Source organism: Algivirga pacifica (genome assembly GCF_039543525.1).
GTDB lineage: Bacteria > Bacteroidota > Bacteroidia > Cytophagales > Flammeovirgaceae > Algivirga > Algivirga pacifica.
Map to the genome: position 1 here is coordinate 1 of NZ_BAABJX010000020.1, position 23,388 is coordinate 23,388.

Sequence of the window (23,388 nt, forward strand, 5' to 3'; positions counted from 1 at the left end):
CTTCCGTGCAACAACGTTTTCAGAGGCATGGAAAAGCCAATCAGTTAATTCATGACACTACCGAAATATGAACTCTTTGACTAGTTAGAGCTCGGGGATAGCACTATTGGTTCGTAGTCTCCGCGCCATGAGGCGAGGAGCTACAATTTTCTCCTTTCTCCTTTCTCCTTCCTCCTTTCTCCTTTCTCCTTTCTCCTTTCTCCTTTCTCCTTTCTCCTTTCTCCCAATAATATCTATATTTAAAACAGAATACTACAAACAACTAAAATCACTCAAAAACAAAAATGAATAAGAAGCAAACTTCCACGATTTCAAAGATGCTGATCGTACTTTCAGTAAGCTTTGGAATCAGGTTATTTTTCAGCTGTAACACTCCGGATCCTATAGATTTCCATTATAATCAATTAAGTGTCACAGGTATCGACAATAGTGGGCAGTATATCAATAAGTACGATACTGTCAACACCATGTATTCGGAGGCTATTGCCTTACAGCTTAGCTTGACGGATACTTCCATGTATTATACCGCTTCTCTATACCATAGCGTGATAGAAGCTCTTGCTCTCCCAAGTGTTCATGCATTCAGCCCTGTTGAAAGCTTTACTCCTTTTCATAAAGTCACAGCGATTCAAATAACAACAGTATTAGATCTCAATGAGACCCTAAAAAGTGGTGACAATGTTACTGAACATTTTCTGTATGCTGAGGATAGTTTTGACTTGTATCATTCTTTAGAAAAAGGGATCTCCTTCTTAAACGGTACTCAAGCCTATCCAACCTCCTCCATTACAGTGATTTTAAAACCTCAAATCGAGAATACTCTTGCGCAATTTGAGGTAAGTATCACCCTCGACAATGGGCATACACTTTTTTATACTACCGAAACTTTTTCAATCATCAAATAGCCCATCATGAGACTGACTTTTTTCATTACCTTATCGCTTCTCAGCCTTAATCTATTTGCTCAAGTTCCAATCTTTAAAAATCAGGAATTCTCCCTTTCCGTAGGTGCTTCCGAGTTATACCTGAAGCAATCATCTTCTAACAAGGAACTGGATTTCATTAACTATATCGATACCTATCCTGAGTATAACGACTATATTATTGCAAGGCTTGCTTATCGCGCTGATCTATCCAAGCAACTATCTGCAGATATACAGCTTATCCTCATGGATGACCTGCTTCCTGATAATTATGACATATCCACCCATTACTTTCTAAAAAATGGGCTAGGAATTGGTATTGGTTCTATCCTTAACAAAAATCACATCACCTACTTTGAGGAGTATCAACTAGAAAACTTACCCGATTATTATTTGATGGATTCCAACGTAAAACAGTTTACCGCTTACGACTTGGGTTTCTACATCTCCCCTGCAATAAAGGCATTAAATTATCGCTTCATAAGGCTTCTAATAAAATGTGACCTGGGGGTATCTTCTTTTTTGAAAGAGGAAACGACTTTTGTCCAAAAGAAAAAATTATCCAATGAGCGCCTTCAATATCATTACGGGACAAACATTCACTTTGAACCGTATATTCAACCCAAAGTGGACCTGAGGTTACAAACGTTTAAAATAAAAAATACGGCAATAGGCCTTTTATTTAATTCCAGTTACTTCTATTCCCAAAAAAGTATTCGCTATACACGCACCATTTATACTTGGACCTCGGAAAATAATTTAAGTGAAAAAATACAGTCTCCAAAACATTCGTTTGGTAGGCTACAATTTGATATGGGGCTGTTTGTTAAGCTATAATACTTTTGGAACGTATTTGAAATTCTCTACCTACTACCAGAGTTCAGATTTCATCTATGATACTTGGGTAGTACAACTATCATTTTGTAACCGATAAAATCTGAATTCTTTGACTAGTTTTGGGGCTCTTTTTAATTAACTATACCTACTGGTTATCAATTTTTAATTCTCAATCACCACCTTCCCCATCGCTTTACCACTTTCCAAACGGGCATGGGCTGCTCCTGCTTCTTCCAGTGAAAAGTGTTGCTCATCAAGTACAGGAGTCAAATGCCCCGCTTCTATAATCTGAGCCATACTCTTTAAAATCTCACCATGCTGCTCCCGATAAATATTATGTAACATAGGAATAAGCATAAAGACTACATGCAGTGACAATCCTTTAAAATGAGCAATACTTAAATCCAGTTCGCACAAAGTTACTGTGGTGGCTACATGCCCATTGAGAGCAGTAGCATTAAATGAATTGATCAGATTACCTGCTCCTACAGAGTCATATACAATATCAAATCCTGCTCCATCAGTGTACTTCTCTACATAAGCTTCCACGGCTTCTGTCTTATAGTTGATAGGGGTCGCTCCTAGCTTCTCTATTAATTGTAACTGCTTCTCTCCTCCTCCAGTAGAATATACCTCTGCTCCAAAATACTTCGCCAACTGTAAAGCCACATGTCCCACACCACCAGAACCTCCATGTACCAATACTTTCTGTCCCTTTTGAATATTGGCACGTATTAACCCTTCATAGGCTGTGATACCAACCAATGGTAAAGCAGCAGCTTCCCGCATACTAAGATTTTTTGGTTTATGGGCAATCAGTCGATGATCAGCAGCCATATACTCTGCCAGAGTACCTGGTAAATCCGCCAAACCTCCAGCACACCCATAAACCTCATCGCCTACAGCAAACCCTTCTACTCCCTCTCCAACTTCTTCTATCGTTCCGGCAAAATCCATCCCAAGAATCGCAGGCGTATCGGGTGACAAAGGCAAATCTTTACCGGTCTTACGAATCATGGTATCTACCGTATTGACACTGGAAGCAGCAATTTTGATTAATACATGTCCTTGTTTAGGGGTTGGCTTATTTACTTCCTGAGCTTCAAATACAGCATTTTCACCATACTTATTGATTACCATTGCTTTCATTTTGTAGGTATTTTTATGTGGACAAAATAGAGGGGAGTTTTATCTCCCCTTACTTCCGATAACCTACATTAATCCATCGGAGTTCAGTAAAAGCAATAACCTCTACCTACTCTGAGAGTTTAGATTTTATCTTTGACTAGTTTGAAGCATACTGATTCATTAATCTATTTTCTCAAAATGCAATAACTTTCCATTATCGGAACCATAAAAAGCACCAATCGAAAATTGCATTTCTTCTACATTGAAATAATAGTCATCGAAAATCATACTACTGGAAAATAGACTTTTTATAGCAATACTCCCTTCAGTAAGCCTATACTGATACGTACCAGATCCTGACTCTGGCTGCTCAACTCCATTTTTGATTTCCATGGCTCTATGCAGTGTCATCACTTCCATATTTTCCATAGACTTGAAAAAGAGCGTGTCTGTAGGGGTGTTAACGTTGATCCATTGCCCTTCCAGCTGTGTGGGGGTTACTGCATCCTGATTGGAACAGCTTGAAAACACCAGAAGAGTAAGCAAAAAGCTGCTGTATTGAAGAATGTTGTTTCTCATAAAAAAGGGAATTAAAGATTAAGTAAAGTAGAATTAATTAGCCTAACAATATATCACCTCTTATAATCAATTTCAAAATAACCTTACTAATCAGATTCTATTTTAGGAGCTTGTTTGAAATTTTATCCATAAAAAAACACCCTCACGTTAAATCCGCGAGGGTGTTGAGTTACAGCACTTAAATCAAACAATATAAAATATACTAACGTATTATTTATTCCCTTTTATAAATCTCAATGTTTTAGAAGACAGTTCATTTTCCAAACGAATGAAGTATACTCCTTCGTCTAATGAACTGATATCTAACCCACCTTTCATATCCACAACTTTCAAAGACTTTACTAATCTACCACTGATATTATACACTTTAACAGTAGAGGTTTCATCATTAAAAGAAGGTGCCTGAACCTGAATTCTTTGGCTTGCTGGGTTAGGATATACTTTGTACTCCACTGAAGGTGAGAACATCGTAGCTCCCAAGCGTTGTGCTGGATCTGTAGCCAATGCTGTTGGACTCGTGCCTCCAATATTAACAGTATAGTCCTCCACTTCTCCATAAGTAAATGTCTCACAAGGCGTAGAAACCGAACCATACTTCATCGCTACCCTCATTCTTGTTTGCCCCGATGAAGCCGTTGTCGGTACTGTTGCGGTTGCTGAAAGCCTTCCATCACTGCTTGAAGAACCTTGAATAACCAGTTCATTTGCATCCTCAAAGTCTCCATCCTTATTGAAATCTACCCATACCGACCAGTAAACCGTATACAATGTACTTCTATAACCCGCACTCAAGTAAATGGTATTATCACCAAAGCCTAAATTACCTCCTGTCAAAGAAGTATAATCAGCGTAACCGCCATTTTGCCCCGTTGGGTTACTCATGCTACCTACTTCTACCAAGTCAATCCAGAAATAATAATCATCAGAACCCTCAGAACCACAGTAAACAGGAGTTGGATCAGGACCACCATTATCAGGTACAATTTCCACGGTATAATCCTCCACTTCTCCATAGGAGAACGACTCACAAGCGGTTGGAATACCATTATATTTCATAGAAACCCTCATTCTTGTCGTACCTTCTGTTGCTGTAGCAGGTACCGTAAATGAGCCTGTAACTGGAGAATCCTGACTTACCGCCTTTGTCCAAACCTGCTCACCACTATCATCAAAGTCACCATCTTGGTTAAAGTCAATCCAAACACTATATCCTTCATTATACTTTGTCCCTGTCCAAACTGGTGTCACAGAAATCGTGTTTGACTGTCCCTTTTCTAGTTGTGTTGATATTGACGTATAGTCACCGTACCCTCCTGTACTAGCACCTGTTGTATTGTTAATTGAACCGATACTCACATTTCCAATATACTCATCACTTACACTGTTCCCATTAGAAGCACAGTAGGTAATAATCGTATCAGAAGTAGTAAATGAGGTTGTTGTAGTGTAAGACGAAGTAGTTCCATCAGAACATTTGCTTCTTACTTGTACTTCATAAGTTGTGTTAGCCGCCAAAGATGACAATGTATAAGATGTTCCTGCAACAGCAACAGTGCTCCACGTACCTCCAGTCACTCTATATCTCAGATCATAAGATGCTCCACTAACAGCAGACCAACTAGCCACAGCACTATTGTCTGTCACTTGATCGATGGTTAATGAAGTTGGTGTAGTAGCAATACACTGTTGAGCTTGGCCAGCTATACCTGATATAATCAAAGAGAAGTTTTGAGAACCTCCCTGCAAAGAACCTTTGTGCGTAACCGTTACGGTATATGAGCCAGAAGCATTGGCAATATCAACTTTTTCGTAAGGATCTACATTGTTATCTGCCTTGGTATTGCTATTGACACCAGTCAATCTGTAGGGCAAGAAAGAGGAAGTGTTTTGTGTTACACGAATATCCAAATCATTGACCAAAACTGGAGTAGACAAGTTCGTGGTTCCCGTATTTGCAGTACCCGCTGGATCAGTCCATGAAATAGAAGCCATTAAGTCATTTACTCCATCCGCATCTACAGTGATGGAGTACGATTGTCCACTACTTAGTGTAAGCTCCTCTATTCTTGATGTATTTCCACTTTCAGAAATCACCTGTGCGGCTACTTTAGCATTCATTAGTCCCCATCCATAAACAGCATCAGGACCAGCAATACCCGCATCATCTGCTGTATGAAGTGCTAGTCCTTTAAGGGTCGCAGCTTTCATAAAGCTTCCGCTTACATTTTTATAATGTTGTTGTAACAGCAACAAAGTACCTGCAACATTTGGTGAGGCCATTGACGTACCTGAAATAGAATTATAAGCATCATCACTGTTGTCATAAGTAGAAAGTACACCTGTACCGTTACCAGTAATATCCGGCTTAATTCTCAAGTCATCGGTTGGGCCTTCACTACTACCACTATTGATCACAATACTATTCAACGTACCGTCATTGTTTACGTTGGCATCCTGACCATTGGCTACTACCATATTGTTTTTACTGGTAGAATGCCCCGTTAGCTTGTCAAAAGCTGAGTTCCCACCCAAAGGACTAGCATTGGAGGAGTTATCATTTCCATCATTACCTGCAGCAACCACCATTAAGTAGTATGGTGAGTTATACATTAAGTTATCCCAATCTCTTGACTCATCAATATAAGCACCAAAGTACCAGTCTGGTACAAGGTCAGCCCTATACCCGTAAGAGTGGTTGGAGATCAACATACCATTTACCGCCTCAGTAGTAGCCTCTGACAAGTCATTGTTCCAATCATGTGTTTTTGCTTTTGCATGAGGGGCCATACCCTTTGCATCCGCTAATACACCTGAAGCTACGATCGTACCCGTCACGTGCTGTGCATGGAAACTATTGCTATTCAGTGTAGTTACTCCATCATTAATACTCACCCTGTTGTTTCCTCCCGGGCCGTCAAACTCAACGTGGGTGGTACGGGTAGCTCCTCCATCCCAAACGTAAGCCGTCATATTTTGACCGTCTACGCTTAGTCCCAGGGTACCTCCTGAATTTAGATGATTGGCTCTTGTAGACCTTGCTGCATCTACGTTATAGACGCTGTAGTAAATAGGAAAACCATCAGAAGACACGGCTACCAATTGGTCAAAAGTCCCATCAGCATTTTTCTTTGCTATTTCCCAGCCTTTTTTCTGGGCCATTGCATAAGCATTTTTCCTAGCTTCAGTTTCCTTTTTCTTAAATTTACCTTGAAGTGTTTTTAGTTTTGTTTTGTCATACTTCTGTACGATCATCGCTTTTTCAGAAATCGTTTGTCCATACGATGAAACAAAAGAGAAAGTAGCGACTAGTGCCAACACTAGCCTTAGAGTAATTTTTTTCATTTTTATCGGGGATTTTAAGTAGTTTTTAATACTCCGCAGAGTTTACAAACAGTCATCCCATCCATATCTAACATCTGTTAAATACACCTCAATCGTTTGTTAAGCCTGAAGTCTACTGACTACTTGCACATGAACTAAATTTCAGGCACTATTAAACATTCCGGACGTGCCAATGGCACATCCCTACCACGTTTTCAAATAGGTAAACCAGAAAACAGATATCATGTCCAGTAGTTTGAAACACACACTAACTTTCATACCTCCTCCTAGAGATAGTACACACAGGGACATACTCCTATCCTATTTCAAATTAGAAAATAGGTAGCCTATGTCCAATAACTAGGATTGGTCACAAAACTTAATGCGAACAGTAATTTCAAGTATACGGTCAGTAATTTTGGTGAAATTAATAGGGATTGAATGACTACGATGTGATTTCAAAAAGACGTTTTGCTATACGTTATCGACTACCTTTAGCACAAAGGCACAAGCAAAGCGCAACAAAAGAGCGGACCCTTTTTAAAGTAAAAGTGTTCATTTGGATTTCGAAATTTAATAATAATTGAATGGTTAGTAAGTAGTTCAATGTTAATTTCATTAAAAATAAAAAGCAACTTTATCTAAAAGTAACCCAATGAATCACACGTAATAAAAAATTAAATAACGGAATATTTAACCCCAAAAAACAACATTAACACTCAAAACAAATACAATAACCCCCATTACCTCTGTTATATATCATGTAAGTTTTTTCTGATATTTTAAACTTCACATTCCATATATTTCTTTAAAAATCTTACAAATAAGTGATGCGAGTTCAAAGTGTTAGTAACCGGTTGCAAGACACCAAATATCAGTAATCAAATAAATAGCATCGACTTCTTCATTTATAATAAGAGCTTGTTTAGAATACTGATTTAGATAGAGAAAATTTCTATAACCTGTTCAAATCGAGTCAGATTTGAAGAGAATAGTGGTTCTATTTGATGAAAATATGAATTGATTTGAATAGTGATTAGAGGAATTTTCTTTCTGAATCAGTATTCCAAACAAGCTCTAAGAGCCCTTAGATATTTTTCAACAGAAACTTTTCTTCTGCTGAGTGCCCGTACAATTTTTTACTGTCCTTATAAGTATTTTTAGGAAACCTATCTTCCTCAACTAATTTCAGGATTTTGGGATGTATATAATACTCCCTACAGACGGACTCAGTATTGCCAATCTGTTCGGCAACGAGTCTAACCAATATATTACTTAGCTTCTTTTGAGATGAATCACCATGAAGGCTTAAAGCTTCAGCATAACACTCTACAGCAGTACGATTCGCCACCCAAGTACGAAAGTCCTTGCAGTAGAAATCATCCCCAATCGTTTGATGAATGTATTCATTAACGTCTTCGCTGTCCACTGTACACCATTTAGTACTACTCTCCTGATAGCGGAAAAGCTCATAGCCGGGCAGTTCAGCAGATTCCTTGATATGATGAATCAGTTCTTTATTCTCTATATATACTTCCTGCTGCTGCTTGCTTTTCCCCATAAACCTAAATAGCAGTTCTTTCCCCGTCTCATGCAAGTGCTTCCTTCTCAAAGTCGAAAGTCCATAAGAGTTATTCTGTTCAGCGTACTGCCGGTTACCAATGCGAATACCCGTTTCATCGAGCAGCAATACCATCAGTGCCAATACTTTTTCCTGTACCCAATCCTGCTGCTCAAGGTCCATCAAGCAGCGTTTTCGCATCTCTGGCAACGCTTCTCCAAAGGATTTCAGTTTCTCAAACTTCTGCTGTTGACTTCTCCGTTGCCATTCTTCATGATAAAGGTATTGCTTGCGGCCTTTTTCATCCCGTCCAACAGCTTGTATATGACCATTCTCATACTTGCAGATCCAAACATCCTCCCACATCGGTGGAATTACGAGCTGTTTGATACGGTCAATCATTTCATCATCCGTGATTTTCCGACCACTTTCATTGAGGTAAGTATACCCCTTCCCCCATTTTTTTCGCTGAATGCAGAGCGCATTATCATCGATATGTTTAAGCTTTTTCATGTCTAATGTTTTTTTAGGCAAGGGGCTAATAATTCATTCATAGCAATAAATTATCCGTGGTGAGTTGTCATTCAAACAAGCTCTTAATTTTTTCATAAACTTTCTCCCCCAACAAGCCGTTACCAAAAAAAAGTAACCACCTTAAACCTAATAACACTATGGCTATCGCAAATTATCCACTCGTTGAAGCATTAAGGAGAACGATAAACAAAATACGTCACAACCCTAAGTACCAATGGGGGCATATGGGGTTATGCAATTGCGGACATCTCGCACAAGAACTTACTAATTATACGCAGGGAGAGATACATCATTATGCCTTAAGGGCCAGGGAAGGAGATTGGGCAGATCAGGTCGCTGCTTTCTGTCCTCAAAGTAAGTTGCCCATGGACTTGGTGATCACCAAGATGCTGGAAGCAGGGCTTACGACAGATGATCTGAAGCACTTAGAACGTTTGACAGATCCTGAAATTCTATCCTATATGGGATATGGAGAGGCAGTACTTCAACATAATCGTAAGGAGGATGTCTTACGGTATATGATGGCTTGGGCTAATATGCTGGAGGAGGAATTGGTAAAAAAAGAAAAGCTATCAGCTTAATCTATTGTTGAATCGATGAATTTCACCTTCGGTGAAATTCATCGATTCAACAACTGAAAAGATACGCTTAGATCAATACTCTTTCCGCTTCAGGGTTTTTAGGGTCCACACCGTACTTATTATCACCTGCTTCTCCCTCTGTAAACATCAAAATCAATCCATAAATAGGCACTAATACGAACCATCCACTTTTACCGGTATCGTGAACTCTTCTTACAGCTACCGCTAAAGAAGGTAGTATTACTGCTAATGAGTAAATTGCACCCAATGCTTCCACTCCAATAAACCCGCCAATAAATCCAACAATAAAAGAGAAGATAAGGTTGAATAATACGTAGTACCAATACTCACTTCTTGTGGCTCTTCCGCTAAATACAGCATAGTTTTGCAATGCTTTCAAATAGTATTTCATGGTTATTCTCAGTTTAAAAATTCCCTACTCATATGGCTTTTCGGCATCGCCCCGTTTAATCAGTGGTTTCTGGACTCCACTTTTTTCATAAAAAAATTATAAATTCTTAGAATTCATATCATTATACCTCATTTTTTTATGAACATATCATGTACCATACAGCCCTCTTAACAAGATATACGCTCATTCATAAGAAAGGGAGGATGTTATTCCTTACATAGGATTTTTCATTTTATATTAAAAAAAATCGGTTACCATGTTACTCAAAGGATCACCCTTAAAGGGTTTAATTACTATCTCCAACGTTTTTTAACACTCGTATTTTGAACAATTCTTCTTCTGATTAGTACTTTGTGCAGTAATATTTATTAATATTTTTCAATTTACTTAAAGCATGATGAACAAATTCATGACACGCACACTGCTAGTAGTAGCAGCTATGCTATTCAACTTCAGTGCCTTTGCACAACAACTACCTGTACCAAGCCCTGCCGCTAGTGTTAAACAACAAGTAGGACTTACCGACATCAGCATTGACTATTCTTCTCCTGCCGTAAAAGGACGTAAAGTATTCGGAGAGCTACAGCCTTATGGTGTAACATGGAGAGCTGGTGCCAATGGCGCTACTAAAATCACATTCAGCACAGATGTAACGATCAATGGAACAGCATTGAAAGCAGGTGATTACAGCCTGTTCCTAACACCTTACGCTGACAAAGCATGGACATTCCACTTCAATGGAGAAGGTAAAAGTATTTTTGACTACAAAGCCGGTCAAGATGTTGAGGCGATCAAAGCAGATGACGTAGTACGTGTAGAAGCTAAGCCTATGGAAGCGCCAATGAAAGAGCGTTTGACTTACCTAGTTGAGGCTACTACTGACAACAAAGCTACGGTAAGCCTATGGTGGGAAAAGACAATGATCTCTTTCGAGGTTGAGGTTCCTACAGAAACGTTGGCTACTGCAAACGTAGAAGCTGAGCTAAAACAACTGGACAGAGCTTGGAGAACTTACCAAAACATCGCTGGATACTATGTATCTGCAAACAATACTGCTAAAGCGATGGAAATGATCGACAAGTCTATCGAAGTGAAACCAGAGTACTTCTGGAATACTTGGACTAAAGCACAGATCCTTGCACAAGACGGAGAGTACAAGAAAGCTGTAAAGCTTGCTGAAAAAGCAAAAGCTTTCGGAGAGAAAAACCCTGACGGTGCTTTCAACTACTTCAACGGTCAAGGCATGATCGATAAGGATATCAATACATGGAAAGCAAGTGCAAAAAAATAATTATTTTTGCATCACGCTTTTCTCATAAAGTGGTTTGGGAGCTGTTAGTTCCTAAACCTCTTTTTTTAAGTAAGCATCTGTTGAATCGTTGAATCGTTGAATTGAGCTTCGCTCGTTGATTCGAGTTGATTTGTTTATTGATCAATTATGATTGAGCATTCAATTAGAATTGAATCAGTCAACGGTTCAACTCGAATCAACGAGCGAAGCTCAATTCAACTCACCAAAGGTGAAATTCAACGATTCAACGAAACGAATAGTGTCATCACCACCAAGCTTAACTGTCAATGAACAAATTACTGATATTTTTTGGACTCTTATTTGGTTTGCTAAGTGCTCAGGCACAACACCAGCCAACTCCTAACCAATCCGCCTCTGAGATCAAGGCTGCACTAAAAAAATTAAATGTTCTGGGGAGTGTCATGTATCTGGCAGCTCACCCTGACGATGAAAACCAACGCATCATTACCTACTTTGCCAGAGGTAAAGGTATGCGTACTGCTTACCTCTCCCTTACCCGTGGAGATGGAGGTCAAAACCTTATCGGACCAGAAGTACGAGAAGAGCTGGGGGTTATCCGAACACAAGAATTATTAGCGGCTCGTCGTATTGATGGCGGAGAGCAACTCTTTACCCGCGCCAATGACTTCGGTTACTCCAAGAATCCGGATGAAACGCTGAATATATGGGACAAAGAAGCCGTATTGGCCGATGTCGTATGGGCCATTCGTAAATTGCGCCCAGATGTAATTATTACTCGCTTCTCACCTTATCGTGCAGGTAAAACACATGGGCATCATACTACCTCAGCGATTCTGGGTATGGAAGCCTTTGATGCTGCTGCTGACCCCAATCGCTTTCCAGAACAACTGGAATATGTAGATACATGGCAACCTAAACGTATTCTTTGGAATACTTCCCCTTGGTTCTACCGTTACACAGGAGAAACCTTTGATCCTTCGGAACATATTATTCTTGATGCTGGTGGATATGACCCTCTATTAGGAAAGTCCTTGGGAGAAATTGCTATGGAAGCTCGTTCACAGCACCGATGCCAAGGATTTGGAGCTGAACTATCCAGAGGTACCCATGAAGAGTATTTGAGACATCTCAAAGGGGACTCCGCTTCCAAAGATGTATTTGAGGACATCGACACCTCTTGGAATAGAGTGAAAGGAGGTGATAAGATTGCTCCCCTTGCTAAAAAAGTCTACGATGACTTTGACATGGAAAATCCAGCCGCTTCCATTCCTGAACTGACTCAATTACTACACCTATTAAGAGCGGCAGAAGACTCTTACTATGTACGTCTAAAAACCAAGGAAGTAGAACAGCTGATTCTATCTTGCGCAGGGTATTGGCAAGAAGCCTTGAGTAAAGAATATAATTTGGTAGCTGGAGATTCATTGCAATTGGCCCTAAATATTATTCAAAGAAATGCGCAGGTGCAAGTAGACTCTATTCAACTAGGGAATTGGGGAAGCATTGCGATTGATAGTGTACTGGAAAAGAATACGCTTACAAAACTGTCCCACAGCATTCTTCTTCCTACCTCTCTTGACTATTCTCACCCTTATTGGCTGAAAGAAAAAGAAACAAAAGGAATGTTTATTGTTCAGGAGCAAGCATTGAGGGGACTTCCTGAAAACCCTTATGCTATCCCTGCTACCATCCACCTGAAAGTAAATGGTACATCGATAACGACTACGATTCCAATCTTCTATAAGTGGATCAACCCCGCTAAAGGAGAACAATACCGTCCAATCGCCATTACTCCTACCCTAACTGCCAATATTGAGGAAGGAGTCATTACTTTTGCAGACGATCAACCTAAAGAAATCAAAGTTACCGTCAAGGCACAAAAGGATAATGCTTCTGGCAACCTATCGCTTCGTGTTGGTAAAGGCTGGAAAGTATCCCCTGATGTGGCTAGTATTGTACTGGATGAAAAATACGAAGAAGCTTCTTTTATTTTTACCGTACACCCTCCTAAAAAGCAAGGAGTCAGCAACCTATCGATTGCCATCACTACAGCAGATGGGCGAGCATATGAACAAGGATATAAAGAGATTACCTATGATCACATTCCTACACAAACCTTAATGTCTAAAACCAACACCAAGTTGGTCAAGCTGAACATACAGCGTGGTGAGCAAAATAGAATTGGCTATATCATGGGAGCAGGAGACCTCGTTCCAGAGGCTTTGAGAGCTGTTGGGTATCAAGTGGATATTCTAGGAAATGACGATATCACTCCTACAATACTACAACGTTACGATGCGATCATGGTCGGTATCAGGGCATACAATGTGAATAGCCGAATGAAATACCATCAGCCTAAGCTATTGGAGTATGTGAAAAATGGGGGTAATCTGATTATTCAATACAATACCTCCCACCGACTGAAAACAAAGGAACTAGGCCCCTACCCATTGACCTTATCGAGAGATCGGGTGACGGTAGAGGAAGCAAAAGTGAAACTATTGCAACCAAATCATGCGGCCATGCAATATCCTAACAAAATTACGCAAAAGGATTTTGAAGGATGGGTACAAGAAAGAGGGTTATACTTCCCTTCTCAATGGGATGCCCATTATACCCCACTATTCAGCATGCATGACCCAGGAGAAACCCCTAAGGAAGGAAGCACCCTAATTGCTCCATATGGAAAAGGCTATTATGTCTATACGGGCATTTCATGGTTCCGAGAACTTCCTGCGGGCGTACCGGGAGCTTTCCGTATACTGTCCAATCTGATTGCCTTAAAGCAAGAAGCTACTGACAAATCGAAATAATGAAAATGAAAAAAGAAATCGACACAACGAAAGAAGAAAGAGAGGGGCTTCCCTCTCTCTTCAAAAGCTGGAAACAGGTATACTGGGTAGTCATAGGAGAGCTATTCTTCCTTATTGCCTTATTTTATGGATTTACAGCATTTTTTTCTAACTAACTGTCAACATGCATTTACTCGACTGGCTCGTACTCGGTGGTACCATGACCTTTATTATTGTCTATGGGGTATGGAAAAACCGACAACAAAATACGATTGAAAGCTACCTGAGAGGAAACCGAGAAGCCAAATGGCTAACGGTAGCTCTTTCCATTATGGCAACTCAAGCGAGTGCCATCACCTTCTTATCCGCACCAGGTCAAGCGTATACGGACGGAATGCGATTTGTACAATTTTACTTTGGGCTACCTATTGCCATGATTGTACTCTCCGTGTTCTTCGTTCCTATCTACCATAAGCTAAATGTCTATACTGCTTATGAGTTTTTGGAAAAGCGTTTTGACCTCAAGACAAGAAGCCTGGCCGCTATATTGTTTCTTACACAAAGAGGACTGGCTGCAGGTTTTACCATCTTTGCCCCTTCTTTGGTCCTTTCCTCTATTCTGGGATGGAATGTTACCCTAACCAATATCATTATTGGTATTCTGGTGATTATCTATACTGTTATTGGGGGAACCAAGGCTGTTAATCAGACACAGAAGCTACAAATGGGGGTAATCTTTGTTGGTATGCTTGCTGCAGGGATCATGGTCGTCCAATTTTTACCCGAGCATGTATCCTTTGGGGACTCCTTACATATAGCTGGTAAAATGGGCCGACTTAACGTCGTAGACCTGGAATTTGATCCTACTAGCAAGTATAATATCTGGTCTGGACTTATTGGAGGTTTCTTCTTGGCCCTATCGTATTTCGGAACAGATCAGTCGCAAGTACAGCGCTACCTTTCTGGAAGTTCTATTGCACAAAGCCGTTTAGGGCTATTGTTCAATGGTATGATCAAAATTCCAATGCAGTTCCTTATCCTACTCATTGGTGCCTTGGTCTATGTATTTTTCTTCTTTAATCAACCGCCTGTTTTCTTTAACCAAGTACTACTAAACGAGGCTAGGGAAAAAGGATTTGAGACTGAGTTGCAAAAGATCGAAAATGCTTATACGGATGCTCATCAGCAAAAACAAGCCGCAGCCTTACAGCTTGTTGATGCCTTGCATGCGGACAACCAAGCATTGATAGAAACATCGACCATCACCTTACAAGAAAAAGCGCAACAAACAGAAACAATACGGGGAGAGGCTATTGCGGTCATCAAGCAAGCCATACCAGATGCAGACACCAACGACACCAACTATATCTTCCTTTCCTTTGTGAAAAAATACCTGGCTCCAGGTTTGGTCGGACTGTTAATCGCAGTAATCTTATCTGCCTCCATGTCCTCTACCGCCTCCGAGCTAAATGCTTTAGCCTCCACTTCTGTGATTGATATTTATAAGCGAATGATACACTCCAATGGAAGTGAGCAACATTATGTACGCATCTCTAAACTAATGACCATTTTTTGGGGATGTTATGCCATTTTATTTTCCATGTATGCCAATAGGCTAGGTACACTCATTGAAGCTGTAAACATCTTGGGGTCTTTGGTCTATGGTGTTATTCTCGGAGTTTTCTCTGTAGCATTCTTCTTCAAGAAAGTAGGAAGCAAGGCTGTATTCATTGCCGCTATTATTGCAGAGGCTTGCATTCTGGGGCTATACTTCTTTAGCGCAACACCTTTCTTGTGGTTTAATGTGATTGGTTGCTTGTTAGTGATTGGTATTAGTGTAATTCTACAAGCTTTATTTAAAGAGAAAAGCCTGCAATAGACTCTTTTTGTTCATGTTGTTTAATTGAGCTTCGCTCGTTCATGTTGTTTAGTTGTTTAATGGCTCCATTCAATTGTCTATAAAAAAACAACTAAACATCATCAACGTAATTGCCTAGCAATTACAATTAAACATCATGAACATATTATCCTTATACAAATAATATAAACGCGGTAATTTGTTGTATTCCAATAACAAATTGCCGTTTTTTGTTCGCAATTATTAACCTACTAACATAAAAATGAAAACTTCGATAAAATTCTTCTTATTCAAATTATTATTCTTGGTTCTTAATGTTTCCTATGCACAAACTCCTGCTTCCTCAGTAAGTAAGGCTGATATGCAGAACCAATATGTAGCTTTTCTTCAAGAAGAAGGCTTATTACCTAGAGTAGATACTTATGGGGATGTTCGCTTTGAGTTTCAGCAACAATCCTATTATATAGAAGTACATGAGGAAGATCCTTATTTTTTCCGTATGGTTCTGATGGGAGCCTGGAAGATGGAGAACCCGGAACTGATTATGAAAGTACAAGACAAGTGCGTACAAGTAACTTACGCCACAAAAGTTTGTACCGCTTTTATCAATGAAACAGAGGTGTGGTTCTCTACAGAGTCGTTACTCGCGGACCCTCAGGATTTCAAAAAAATATTTAAGAGAAGCCTGTCTTCTTTGGAGGCTTGCAAGATGACTTTTCTGAGAAGCATCGAGGAGCAAGGCTTATAGACCATTGTTCATATTGTTTAGTTGAGCTTCGCTCGTTCATGATGTTTAGTTGAGTTTTTTGGAGAGTCACCCCTTGCTACTATGGAAGGTTAACTCAGTATAAGCAGAGAACTCTCCGCTCTTAAAATAGGTCAGTGGTACGCTATAGCTTTTATAATTTTCAATGATCAATTTTCAATAATTAATACACTCTAGAACTATAGTAGTTAAGGTTGAAACTGTTGCATTTTCTGTTTAAAGACGCCATGTAATGGGTTATTGTTTATAAACGATAAGCGATAAACAATAAGCTGTATATTATTCGGCAGACAGCGACAAGATTAACTTGAAGTACTATATGAGTAGCCTTTTGGGTAATTCATTTTAATTAAAAATTGATCATTGAAAATTAACTCACTCTAGAAGCAGTTCAGAAAGCTATCTTACTCATAGACAGTTAACTACGACAAACTCTAATGAATATTACCAAAAACTTAATTAAATACTTCTTATGAAGTACTGCTATTTCATTCTCCTGCTCGCCTTATTCAATATCGGATGTGAAGAAGATATTCGACATATTGAATCCTATACTATCCCACCCTTTTCAAGCTTAAAAGCAAGTGGAACATTCCATATTGTTCTGAATACGACTAGCTCAACACTAAGTTTTGAAACGAATAATGAAACCCTTGAAGGTTTTAATTGGAAGGTGGAAGGACAAACGTTATCGTTAGAACGAAGCTCTTCCAGGGCATGGGAAGAGAGTCAACTCCCTACCGTATACCTACCGGCTACTACCTTAAAATCGCTTCAGCTCTATCATCACTACGGACAAGTGATAAATCACACGCCCATATCTACCCCTTCTTTTCAGCTATTTACCAATAGTAGCATGAGTGACGTACAACTTACCCTCCATAGTGAGAAAGTATCCGTACGGTCCAATAGTGGCAGTCCGATTACTCTGAATGGCTCCTGTAGTGAATTGATCATTTACTTTGATTATATTTCTGGTAACTTTTCTGCATCTAGTCTGTTTGCGGAGCAGTTACAAGCTAGCCACGTATTTATCACACATAAAAGTGCTGGAAATATCACAGTATTTCCAGTAACAACACTTCAGTCCGAAAACTTCTCTTTTGGAGATATTATTTACGTTAACCAACCCAAGCAACTGAACATTAGTAATCATGGAAAAGGAGAAACCTATTTCAAGCCTCAACGAAGGATTCCTTAGAAAAGCCTATACCACAGACGCCTCCTCCATTAGCGAACTAATTTTATACACTGCCCAAAAACAAAACTTCGAGGATTACACCCCTGAAGGACATCAAATTTTTCTACACGCCCATCAGGCGGACAGTGTCAAGCGACTAATGGAGATAGGTATTTCTTACTGGGTATACCTTCATAAAGACATGATTATAGGAGTCATCAGTGTAAAACAACACGCTCATATCTTTCACCTATATGTACATCCTTTGCACCAAAAGCTGGGGATAGGTAGTTTATTGCTCGAGCATATTATACAGCAGTCCCCCCACCTTTCTTTTTCTGTCAATGCCTCCAAAACGGCCATTCCCTTTTATAAAAAACATGGATTTTCACATTCTTCCCCTGCTCAAGAACTAAATGGGTTCAGATATTACCCCATGATTCGTCCAATAAAGCAGACATCCTTTCTATAGAATATTAACATTTCAAGAAAAATATTGCATATTGCAAGTGCTTTCAAGCAAAGAGACTATTCACTCATGCAATAGTCTGTCGCTAATGAATACATCCACCGTTCCTGCTTAAAATAAGACTTAAACGCATAATATTGAATGATAAGTCCTTATTTGAGAGGGTAATTTCTGGATTTACATCTTAATTTACGGAAGAAGATCTTTTGATAGAGGAGAAGGAGATGACAAGTATCATAAAGGAAATACTTAACGCTCCTTCGTTTTCCTATGTTTATAAAAATAATATAGTACTACAATAATAGATCTTTATCACGGATTGTATGCTCCTTGCATATTGCAGAAAGCACACTTTCCTAAAACATATAAATAGTAATGGCAACAGCACTGAAAAATCTTAGTGAGTACACTAAAAACAAAACAATCGACATCAGCAACAAGACTTTTGCTGTGGTAGTATCTGAATACAATCCTGAAATTACAGAAGCCCTTTACGAAGGTGTTACCGAAACGCTTTTAAAAGAAGGTGCTAAAGCGGAAAATATTTTCCGTGAAGACGTTCCTGGAGCATATGAACTGACGTTGGGTGCTCAATTCATGGCACAAAGAGACGAGGTAGATGCTGTCATCTGTCTAGGATGTGTTATTCAAGGAGAAACGAAGCATTTCGATTTCATCTGTGATGCGGTTGCCCAAGGTGTTACCAACGTATCTTTGAAATATAATAAACCAGTCATATTTGGACTACTAACGCCAAATACCCAGCAACAGGCTTTGGATAGAGCTGGAGGAAAGCATGGCAACAAAGGGGTAGAAGCGGCGGTTGCAGCTATCAAAATGATAGGATTTAACCAGTAAACTCTTTCTACAGTAGCCCTTTTTAAGCGCTCTTTCTTGATACAAGTCAGTATTTCATAAATACTGACTTGTCCACTAACAGAATGAGTGTTTGTCTTGTTTATACAACAGGCTCTAAAACCAGATAAATTGACTTTTTGATTCTATAGTAACTGAATAATTCAGACCAACAAAAACATGTGGAAGGAATTTGCACATTCTATTATTAGATATAGGCTGGCAATCTTAATCACCCTTGGTATATTAACCGCCTTTATGGGTTACCATGGGAGAAAGATTGAAATGTATTACGAATTCATGAGGATTATCCCTGAAGATGATCCAGACATGGAATATTATACGAAGTTCCGAGAACTTTTTGGTGAAGATGCGAATGCCTTTGTACTAGGTATAAAAGATGATCGTCTTTATGAGTTGGAGCAATTCAATAAATTCAAGGCTTTGGGAGAAGAGATTGAGCAATTGGAGGGGATCTCCAATATTCTTTCTATTGCCAAGGTACAGACCATCGATACGGATCGTGAAAACCAACGTTTCAACTTCAGACCTCTTTTCACAGAAAACCCCAAGAGTCAGCAAGAGTTAGACAGCTTGTTGGCTGTCGTTAAAAACTGGGCCTTCTACAAAGAGTCTTTATTTGGAAAAGACAACGCCACCTTTATGGCGATCAACATCCAAGATGACGTCCTGAACTCTAAGGATCGTACACCTTTGATGAATAAGATTATTGACATCGCAGAAGTTTATCAAGAAGAGACTGGTATTGAGTTGCACTACGCTGGACTTCCTTACGTGCGTTCTATCATGGCGCAGAAGGTTAAGGCGGAGCTACTGCTTTTCCTAGGACTTTCCGTAGCGGTCACCGCTTTGGTACTCTTCCTTTTCTTCCGATCGTTCTCTGCCGTATTTGTTCCTTTGGTGATGATTGGTATTATCATCGTTTGGATCGTGGGTACATTGGGTTTATTAGGCTATAAAATTACCATTCTAACAGGACTTCTACCTCCGGTATTGGTTGTTATTGGTATTCCTAACTCGGTATACCTCTTGAATAAATACCACAGTGAATACCTGAAGCATGGCAATAAGATCAAGGCATTGGCTACAGTGATCAAAAAGATTGGTATGATCACCCTGATTACCAATACCACTACGGCCATTGGTTTCTGTGTATTGGTTTTGACTGGTATTACGGCCATGCAGGAGTTTGGCGTAGTTGCGGGTATCAACATCTTTGTGACCTTTGTGATCAGTATCATGTTTATCCCGGCAGTATTCTCGTATTTGCCAGACCCTGATACACGCCACCTGAAGCACTTGGAGTTTGCGCCAACACAACGTATCATCCAATTGCTTGAAATCACCGTAACGAATTATAGAGGATATGTCTATATCGCTTCGGCCGTACTTATTGTGGTCGCCTTGATTGGTACTTATAAGGTCAAAGCCGTTTCGTATATGGTCGATGATCTACCAGAGGACTATCACGTACAGCAGCACCTTAAGTTCTTTGAAGAGCACTTTGAGGGGGTAATGCCTTTGGAGGTAGTCGTGGATACCGGTAGAGAAAGAGGAATGAGACGTCCGGGTACCTTTGAGAAAGTTGAGGAGATTCAAAACTTTTTAAGTGGCTTCCCTGAGGTAAGTCCTGCCTTGTCAGTCGTTACAGGCCTTAAGGCAGCTAACCAAGCCTTCTATGAAGGAGACTCTTCATTCTACCGTCTTCCTTCCCGTAATGAAATTACTTTCTTGTCCCCTTATATTCAGAGTCAATCAGACAATGGTTCTAGCTTAATGACCAAGTATTCTGATTCTACACAACGCTACCTTCGTATCTCTATGAAGATGGCAGATATAGGGTCTATTAAAATGGATTCACTTCTGGAAAATCATTTCAGACCGAAGATTGACGAAATACTGGAAGGATCAAGGTTAGAGGCATTTGTAACAGGTACAACCCTCATCTTTATCAAGGGTAATGAGTTCCTGATCAAAAACTTGAAGCAAAGCATGATGATTGCCTTCTTACTGATTGCGATCATTATGGGAACACTTTTCGGAAACCTAAGAATCGTATTGATATCTCTGGTTCCTAATATTATTCCGTTGATTGTTACGGCTGGATTGATGGGCTATGTAGGTATTCCACTCAAGCCAAGTACAGCGATTGTCTTTAGTATTGCCTTTGGTATTTCCGTGGATGACTCAATTCACTTCCTGGCAAAATATCGTCAGGAGATGAAGCTGCATCATCTAAACCTGAAACATGCGTTGATTGTAAGTATCCGTGAGACAGGTACCAGTATGCTTTATACCTCTATTATCCTGTTCTTTGGATTTATCATCTTCGTATTCTCAGCATTTGGAGGAACCATCGCTTTAGGACTTTTGACGTCCATCACCTTATTGGTTGCGATGATCACCAACTTGGTTTTACTTCCATCTTTACTGTATACATTTGATATCAAGCCATTGGACCTTGAGCCAATGATTGATGGAGCAGATGATTTTTACTTCGAGGATGAGGATGAGGAAATCAACCTGAATGAAATCAAGAAAAACGACGATAAAGAAGATTAATTTGCTGAGGCGGCTTACGCCGCTGGTTGAGCGCTTCGCTGTTGAGTAGCCCTTCGGGCTGTTGAGAAAGAGCAGTACTGCAAAGTCTCAACGTACGAAGTCTACACCATATAATAGCTCAACGGAGCGAAGCTCTACTCAACAACGAAGCGCTCAACCAGCGGCGCAAGCCGCCTCAACAACAGATGACACCCTGTATTTCGCAGGGTGTTTTTTTATGCACTATCTTCAAATAATTAAACTGAATAACTATATTGTTATGATTATAGTGAATATTCACTCAATCATCTATTAAGGTCTGCATAGACTATTTTTTATAGAAACCTTTTTCATTACTAACTACACACAATTATGCAAACATATGCTACCGCTTTAATGTATGCTATTCCGGGATTTGTGATCCTCATGTTACTGGAATATGCTTATGGCTATTTTAAAGGCTTCCATACCTTCAACGGCATGGATACCATTTCCAGCTTAAGTTCAGGAATGACCAACACACTCAAAAGTATCTTAGGAATCAGCATTGCTATTCTATCTTATGAGTGGGTTGAAAAGCATATTGCACTCACAAAGATCGATAATCATTGGAGTATTTATGTTATAGGGTTTATTGCACTAGACTTCGCAGGGTATTGGTCACATCGCCTTAACCACACCCTGAATGTATTTTGGAACCGTCATATTGTTCATCACAGCAGTGAGGAGTTTAATCTAGCCTGCGCCTTAAGGCAACCTATCTCAGGTATTTTAGCTTATCACGGACTTTTCCTTATCCCGGCCGCCTTATTGGGGATTCCTCCCAAAGTGATCGCCCTATTGGGACCACTTCATCTATTTGCTCAGTTCTGGTACCATACACGTCTTATCGGCAAGATGGGCTGGCTAGAATATATCTTAGTGACGCCTTCTCATCACAGGGTGCACCACTCTATCAACCCGATTTACCTGGACAAAAACCATAGTCAGATCTTTATCATCTGGGATAAATTATTCGGTACTTTTCAAGAAGAATTAGAAGAGGAGCCAGCAGTATATGGCGTGACGCGTCCGCTAAATACCTGGAACCCTTTCAAGATTAACTATAAGCACTTGGCTTTCTTGATCCGAGATGCCTGGTATGCCAAAAGCTACTGGGACAAAGCCCGTATATGGTTTATGCCTTTGGGATGGAGACCCGCTGATGTAGCCGAAAAACTCCCTGTAGACTATCAGGAAAATGTTCATAAGCAAGTAAAATACGATAGTCACCTATCCAAGTTTATGGGACTATGGGCATGGATTCAGTTTGTAGGAATATTTTCACTGACGACGTTAATGCTTTACCTTATCTCCAACGGAAGCTTAACCATGCCAGAGGTATACTACTTTGGAGGGATTATCGCTTTAGGCATTTACGGATATACTTCGGTGATGGATCGTGATTTACTGGGAAGTTGGGTACAGGTAATCAGTAGCTCATCGGCATTAGGGTATATGATATGGACAAAGGATTGGTTTGGCCTTGCAGCTGTCCATATGGGTATCGTGGGTATACTGGGAGTGTTTTTTGGCTTTGGGTTGATTTCTACGTTATACCTTATCTTTACCAAAAAAATCAAGCAACATGATGTTGTTGAGGCAGCTTACGCTGCTGGTTGAGTAGGGCTTTAATTTTTAATGATTAATTTTCAATTTTTAATATTGTGGGCCCTTACCTCACAGTAAGGGCCCACATACCATATCACTGGATAGGA

Annotated in this window: 18 protein-coding genes; 13 read left to right on the plus strand and 5 right to left on the minus strand. The window is 39.8% G+C overall.

The window, feature by feature from the left end:
* The first annotated feature begins 284 nt into the window (after positions 1-284).
* Both ABD985_RS05325 and ABD985_RS05330 read left to right on the plus strand, forming a co-directional pair.
* The gene (locus tag ABD985_RS05325; RefSeq protein WP_345369822.1) at positions 285-905 is read left to right on the plus strand and encodes a hypothetical protein; all 621 of its coding nucleotides are present in this window, start codon (positions 285-287) and stop codon (positions 903-905) included.
* A 6-nt stretch (positions 906-911) separates the two neighbouring features.
* Complete coding sequence (locus ABD985_RS05330) at positions 912-1,760, plus strand: hypothetical protein (protein WP_345369824.1); 849 nt, start codon at positions 912-914, stop codon at positions 1,758-1,760.
* Between the two features lie 162 nt (positions 1,761-1,922).
* Here ABD985_RS05330 and ABD985_RS05335 read toward each other — a convergent pair whose 3' ends face one another.
* The 4 genes from ABD985_RS05335 to ABD985_RS05350 form a co-directional block, all read right to left on the minus strand.
* On the minus strand, positions 1,923-2,909 hold the full coding sequence (locus ABD985_RS05335) for a zinc-dependent alcohol dehydrogenase family protein (RefSeq protein ID WP_345369826.1): 987 nt from the start codon (positions 2,907-2,909) through the stop codon (positions 1,923-1,925).
* 159 nt (positions 2,910-3,068) lie between these two features.
* Positions 3,069-3,467 carry a hypothetical protein gene (locus tag ABD985_RS05340; RefSeq protein ID WP_345369827.1) on the minus strand — a complete coding sequence of 133 codons (399 nt, stop codon included), beginning with the start codon at positions 3,465-3,467 and terminating at the stop codon, positions 3,069-3,071.
* 210 nt (positions 3,468-3,677) lie between these two features.
* Positions 3,678-6,809, minus strand: coding sequence for a GEVED domain-containing protein (locus ABD985_RS05345; RefSeq protein ID WP_345369828.1), 3,132 nt, complete (start codon positions 6,807-6,809; stop codon positions 3,678-3,680).
* 1,066 nt (positions 6,810-7,875) lie between these two features.
* Positions 7,876-8,862 (minus strand): DNA topoisomerase IB, encoded by a 987-nt coding sequence (locus ABD985_RS05350; RefSeq protein WP_345369830.1) that lies wholly within the window; start codon positions 8,860-8,862, stop codon positions 7,876-7,878.
* Positions 8,863-9,020: 158 nt separating this feature from the next.
* Here ABD985_RS05350 and ABD985_RS05355 point away from each other — a divergent pair, with 158 nt between their 5' ends.
* On the plus strand, positions 9,021-9,464 hold the full coding sequence (locus ABD985_RS05355; RefSeq protein WP_345369832.1) for a hypothetical protein: 444 nt from the start codon (positions 9,021-9,023) through the stop codon (positions 9,462-9,464).
* 67 nt (positions 9,465-9,531) lie between these two features.
* Here the strand turns inward: ABD985_RS05355 and ABD985_RS05360 are convergent, their stop codons facing one another.
* Positions 9,532-9,876 (minus strand): DUF805 domain-containing protein, encoded by a 345-nt coding sequence (locus ABD985_RS05360; RefSeq protein ID WP_345369834.1) that lies wholly within the window; start codon positions 9,874-9,876, stop codon positions 9,532-9,534.
* A gap of 394 nt (positions 9,877-10,270) precedes the next feature.
* Between ABD985_RS05360 and ABD985_RS05365 the strand changes: the two genes are divergently transcribed.
* The 10 genes from ABD985_RS05365 (at position 10,271) to ABD985_RS05410 (ending at position 23,293) form a co-directional block, all read left to right on the plus strand.
* On the plus strand, positions 10,271-11,167 hold the full coding sequence (locus ABD985_RS05365) for a DUF2911 domain-containing protein (protein WP_345369835.1): 897 nt from the start codon (positions 10,271-10,273) through the stop codon (positions 11,165-11,167).
* A 287-nt stretch (positions 11,168-11,454) separates the two neighbouring features.
* Positions 11,455-13,962: a PIG-L family deacetylase gene (locus tag ABD985_RS05370; RefSeq protein ID WP_345369836.1), complete on the plus strand. Its 2,508-nt coding sequence runs from the start codon at positions 11,455-11,457 to the stop codon at positions 13,960-13,962.
* Positions 13,963-13,967: 5 nt separating this feature from the next.
* A complete protein-coding gene (locus ABD985_RS05375) occupies positions 13,968-14,117 on the plus strand; it encodes a hypothetical protein (RefSeq protein ID WP_345369838.1) in 150 nt (49 codons plus the stop codon).
* A gap of 8 nt (positions 14,118-14,125) precedes the next feature.
* Entirely contained in the window at positions 14,126-15,820 is a 1,695-nt protein-coding gene (locus ABD985_RS05380) for a sodium:solute symporter family protein (protein ID WP_345369839.1), read from the plus strand.
* Between the two features lie 241 nt (positions 15,821-16,061).
* Entirely contained in the window at positions 16,062-16,547 is a 486-nt protein-coding gene (locus ABD985_RS05385; protein ID WP_345369841.1) for a hypothetical protein, read from the plus strand.
* A gap of 490 nt (positions 16,548-17,037) precedes the next feature.
* Positions 17,038-17,766, plus strand: a complete 729-nt coding sequence (locus tag ABD985_RS05390; RefSeq protein WP_345369843.1) for a GIN domain-containing protein — start codon at positions 17,038-17,040, stop codon at positions 17,764-17,766.
* Positions 17,720-18,217 (plus strand): GNAT family N-acetyltransferase, encoded by a 498-nt coding sequence (locus tag ABD985_RS05395; RefSeq protein WP_345369845.1) that lies wholly within the window; start codon positions 17,720-17,722, stop codon positions 18,215-18,217. The genes ABD985_RS05390 and ABD985_RS05395 overlap by 47 nt, the downstream gene beginning before the upstream one ends.
* Before the next feature lie 372 nt (positions 18,218-18,589).
* Positions 18,590-19,072, plus strand: a complete 483-nt coding sequence (gene ribH, locus ABD985_RS05400; RefSeq protein ID WP_345369847.1) for a 6,7-dimethyl-8-ribityllumazine synthase — start codon at positions 18,590-18,592, stop codon at positions 19,070-19,072.
* A gap of 177 nt (positions 19,073-19,249) precedes the next feature.
* Entirely contained in the window at positions 19,250-21,652 is a 2,403-nt protein-coding gene (locus tag ABD985_RS05405; RefSeq protein WP_345369849.1) for an efflux RND transporter permease subunit, read from the plus strand.
* A gap of 351 nt (positions 21,653-22,003) precedes the next feature.
* Positions 22,004-23,293 (plus strand): sterol desaturase family protein, encoded by a 1,290-nt coding sequence (locus ABD985_RS05410; protein WP_345369850.1) that lies wholly within the window; start codon positions 22,004-22,006, stop codon positions 23,291-23,293.
* The last annotated feature ends 95 nt before the right edge of the window (positions 23,294-23,388 follow it).

Coding starts and splice junctions, on each gene's coding strand:
- ABD985_RS05325 (WP_345369822.1), top strand. CDS start 285: ATGAATAAGAAGCAAACTTCCACGATTTCAAAGATGCTGATCGTACTT.
- ABD985_RS05330 (WP_345369824.1), top strand. CDS start 912: ATGAGACTGACTTTTTTCATTACCTTATCGCTTCTCAGCCTTAATCTA.
- ABD985_RS05335 (WP_345369826.1), bottom strand. CDS start 2,909: ATGAAAGCAATGGTAATCAATAAGTATGGTGAAAATGCTGTATTTGAA.
- ABD985_RS05340 (WP_345369827.1), bottom strand. CDS start 3,467: ATGAGAAACAACATTCTTCAATACAGCAGCTTTTTGCTTACTCTTCTG.
- ABD985_RS05345 (WP_345369828.1), bottom strand. CDS start 6,809: ATGAAAAAAATTACTCTAAGGCTAGTGTTGGCACTAGTCGCTACTTTC.
- ABD985_RS05350 (WP_345369830.1), bottom strand. CDS start 8,862: ATGAAAAAGCTTAAACATATCGATGATAATGCGCTCTGCATTCAGCGA.
- ABD985_RS05355 (WP_345369832.1), top strand. CDS start 9,021: ATGGCTATCGCAAATTATCCACTCGTTGAAGCATTAAGGAGAACGATA.
- ABD985_RS05360 (WP_345369834.1), bottom strand. CDS start 9,876: ATGAAATACTATTTGAAAGCATTGCAAAACTATGCTGTATTTAGCGGA.
- ABD985_RS05365 (WP_345369835.1), top strand. CDS start 10,271: ATGATGAACAAATTCATGACACGCACACTGCTAGTAGTAGCAGCTATG.
- ABD985_RS05370 (WP_345369836.1), top strand. CDS start 11,455: ATGAACAAATTACTGATATTTTTTGGACTCTTATTTGGTTTGCTAAGT.
- ABD985_RS05375 (WP_345369838.1), top strand. CDS start 13,968: ATGAAAAAAGAAATCGACACAACGAAAGAAGAAAGAGAGGGGCTTCCC.
- ABD985_RS05380 (WP_345369839.1), top strand. CDS start 14,126: ATGCATTTACTCGACTGGCTCGTACTCGGTGGTACCATGACCTTTATT.
- ABD985_RS05385 (WP_345369841.1), top strand. CDS start 16,062: ATGAAAACTTCGATAAAATTCTTCTTATTCAAATTATTATTCTTGGTT.
- ABD985_RS05390 (WP_345369843.1), top strand. CDS start 17,038: ATGAAGTACTGCTATTTCATTCTCCTGCTCGCCTTATTCAATATCGGA.
- ABD985_RS05395 (WP_345369845.1), top strand. CDS start 17,720: ATGGAAAAGGAGAAACCTATTTCAAGCCTCAACGAAGGATTCCTTAGA.
- ribH (WP_345369847.1), top strand. CDS start 18,590: ATGGCAACAGCACTGAAAAATCTTAGTGAGTACACTAAAAACAAAACA.
- ABD985_RS05405 (WP_345369849.1), top strand. CDS start 19,250: ATGTGGAAGGAATTTGCACATTCTATTATTAGATATAGGCTGGCAATC.
- ABD985_RS05410 (WP_345369850.1), top strand. CDS start 22,004: ATGCAAACATATGCTACCGCTTTAATGTATGCTATTCCGGGATTTGTG.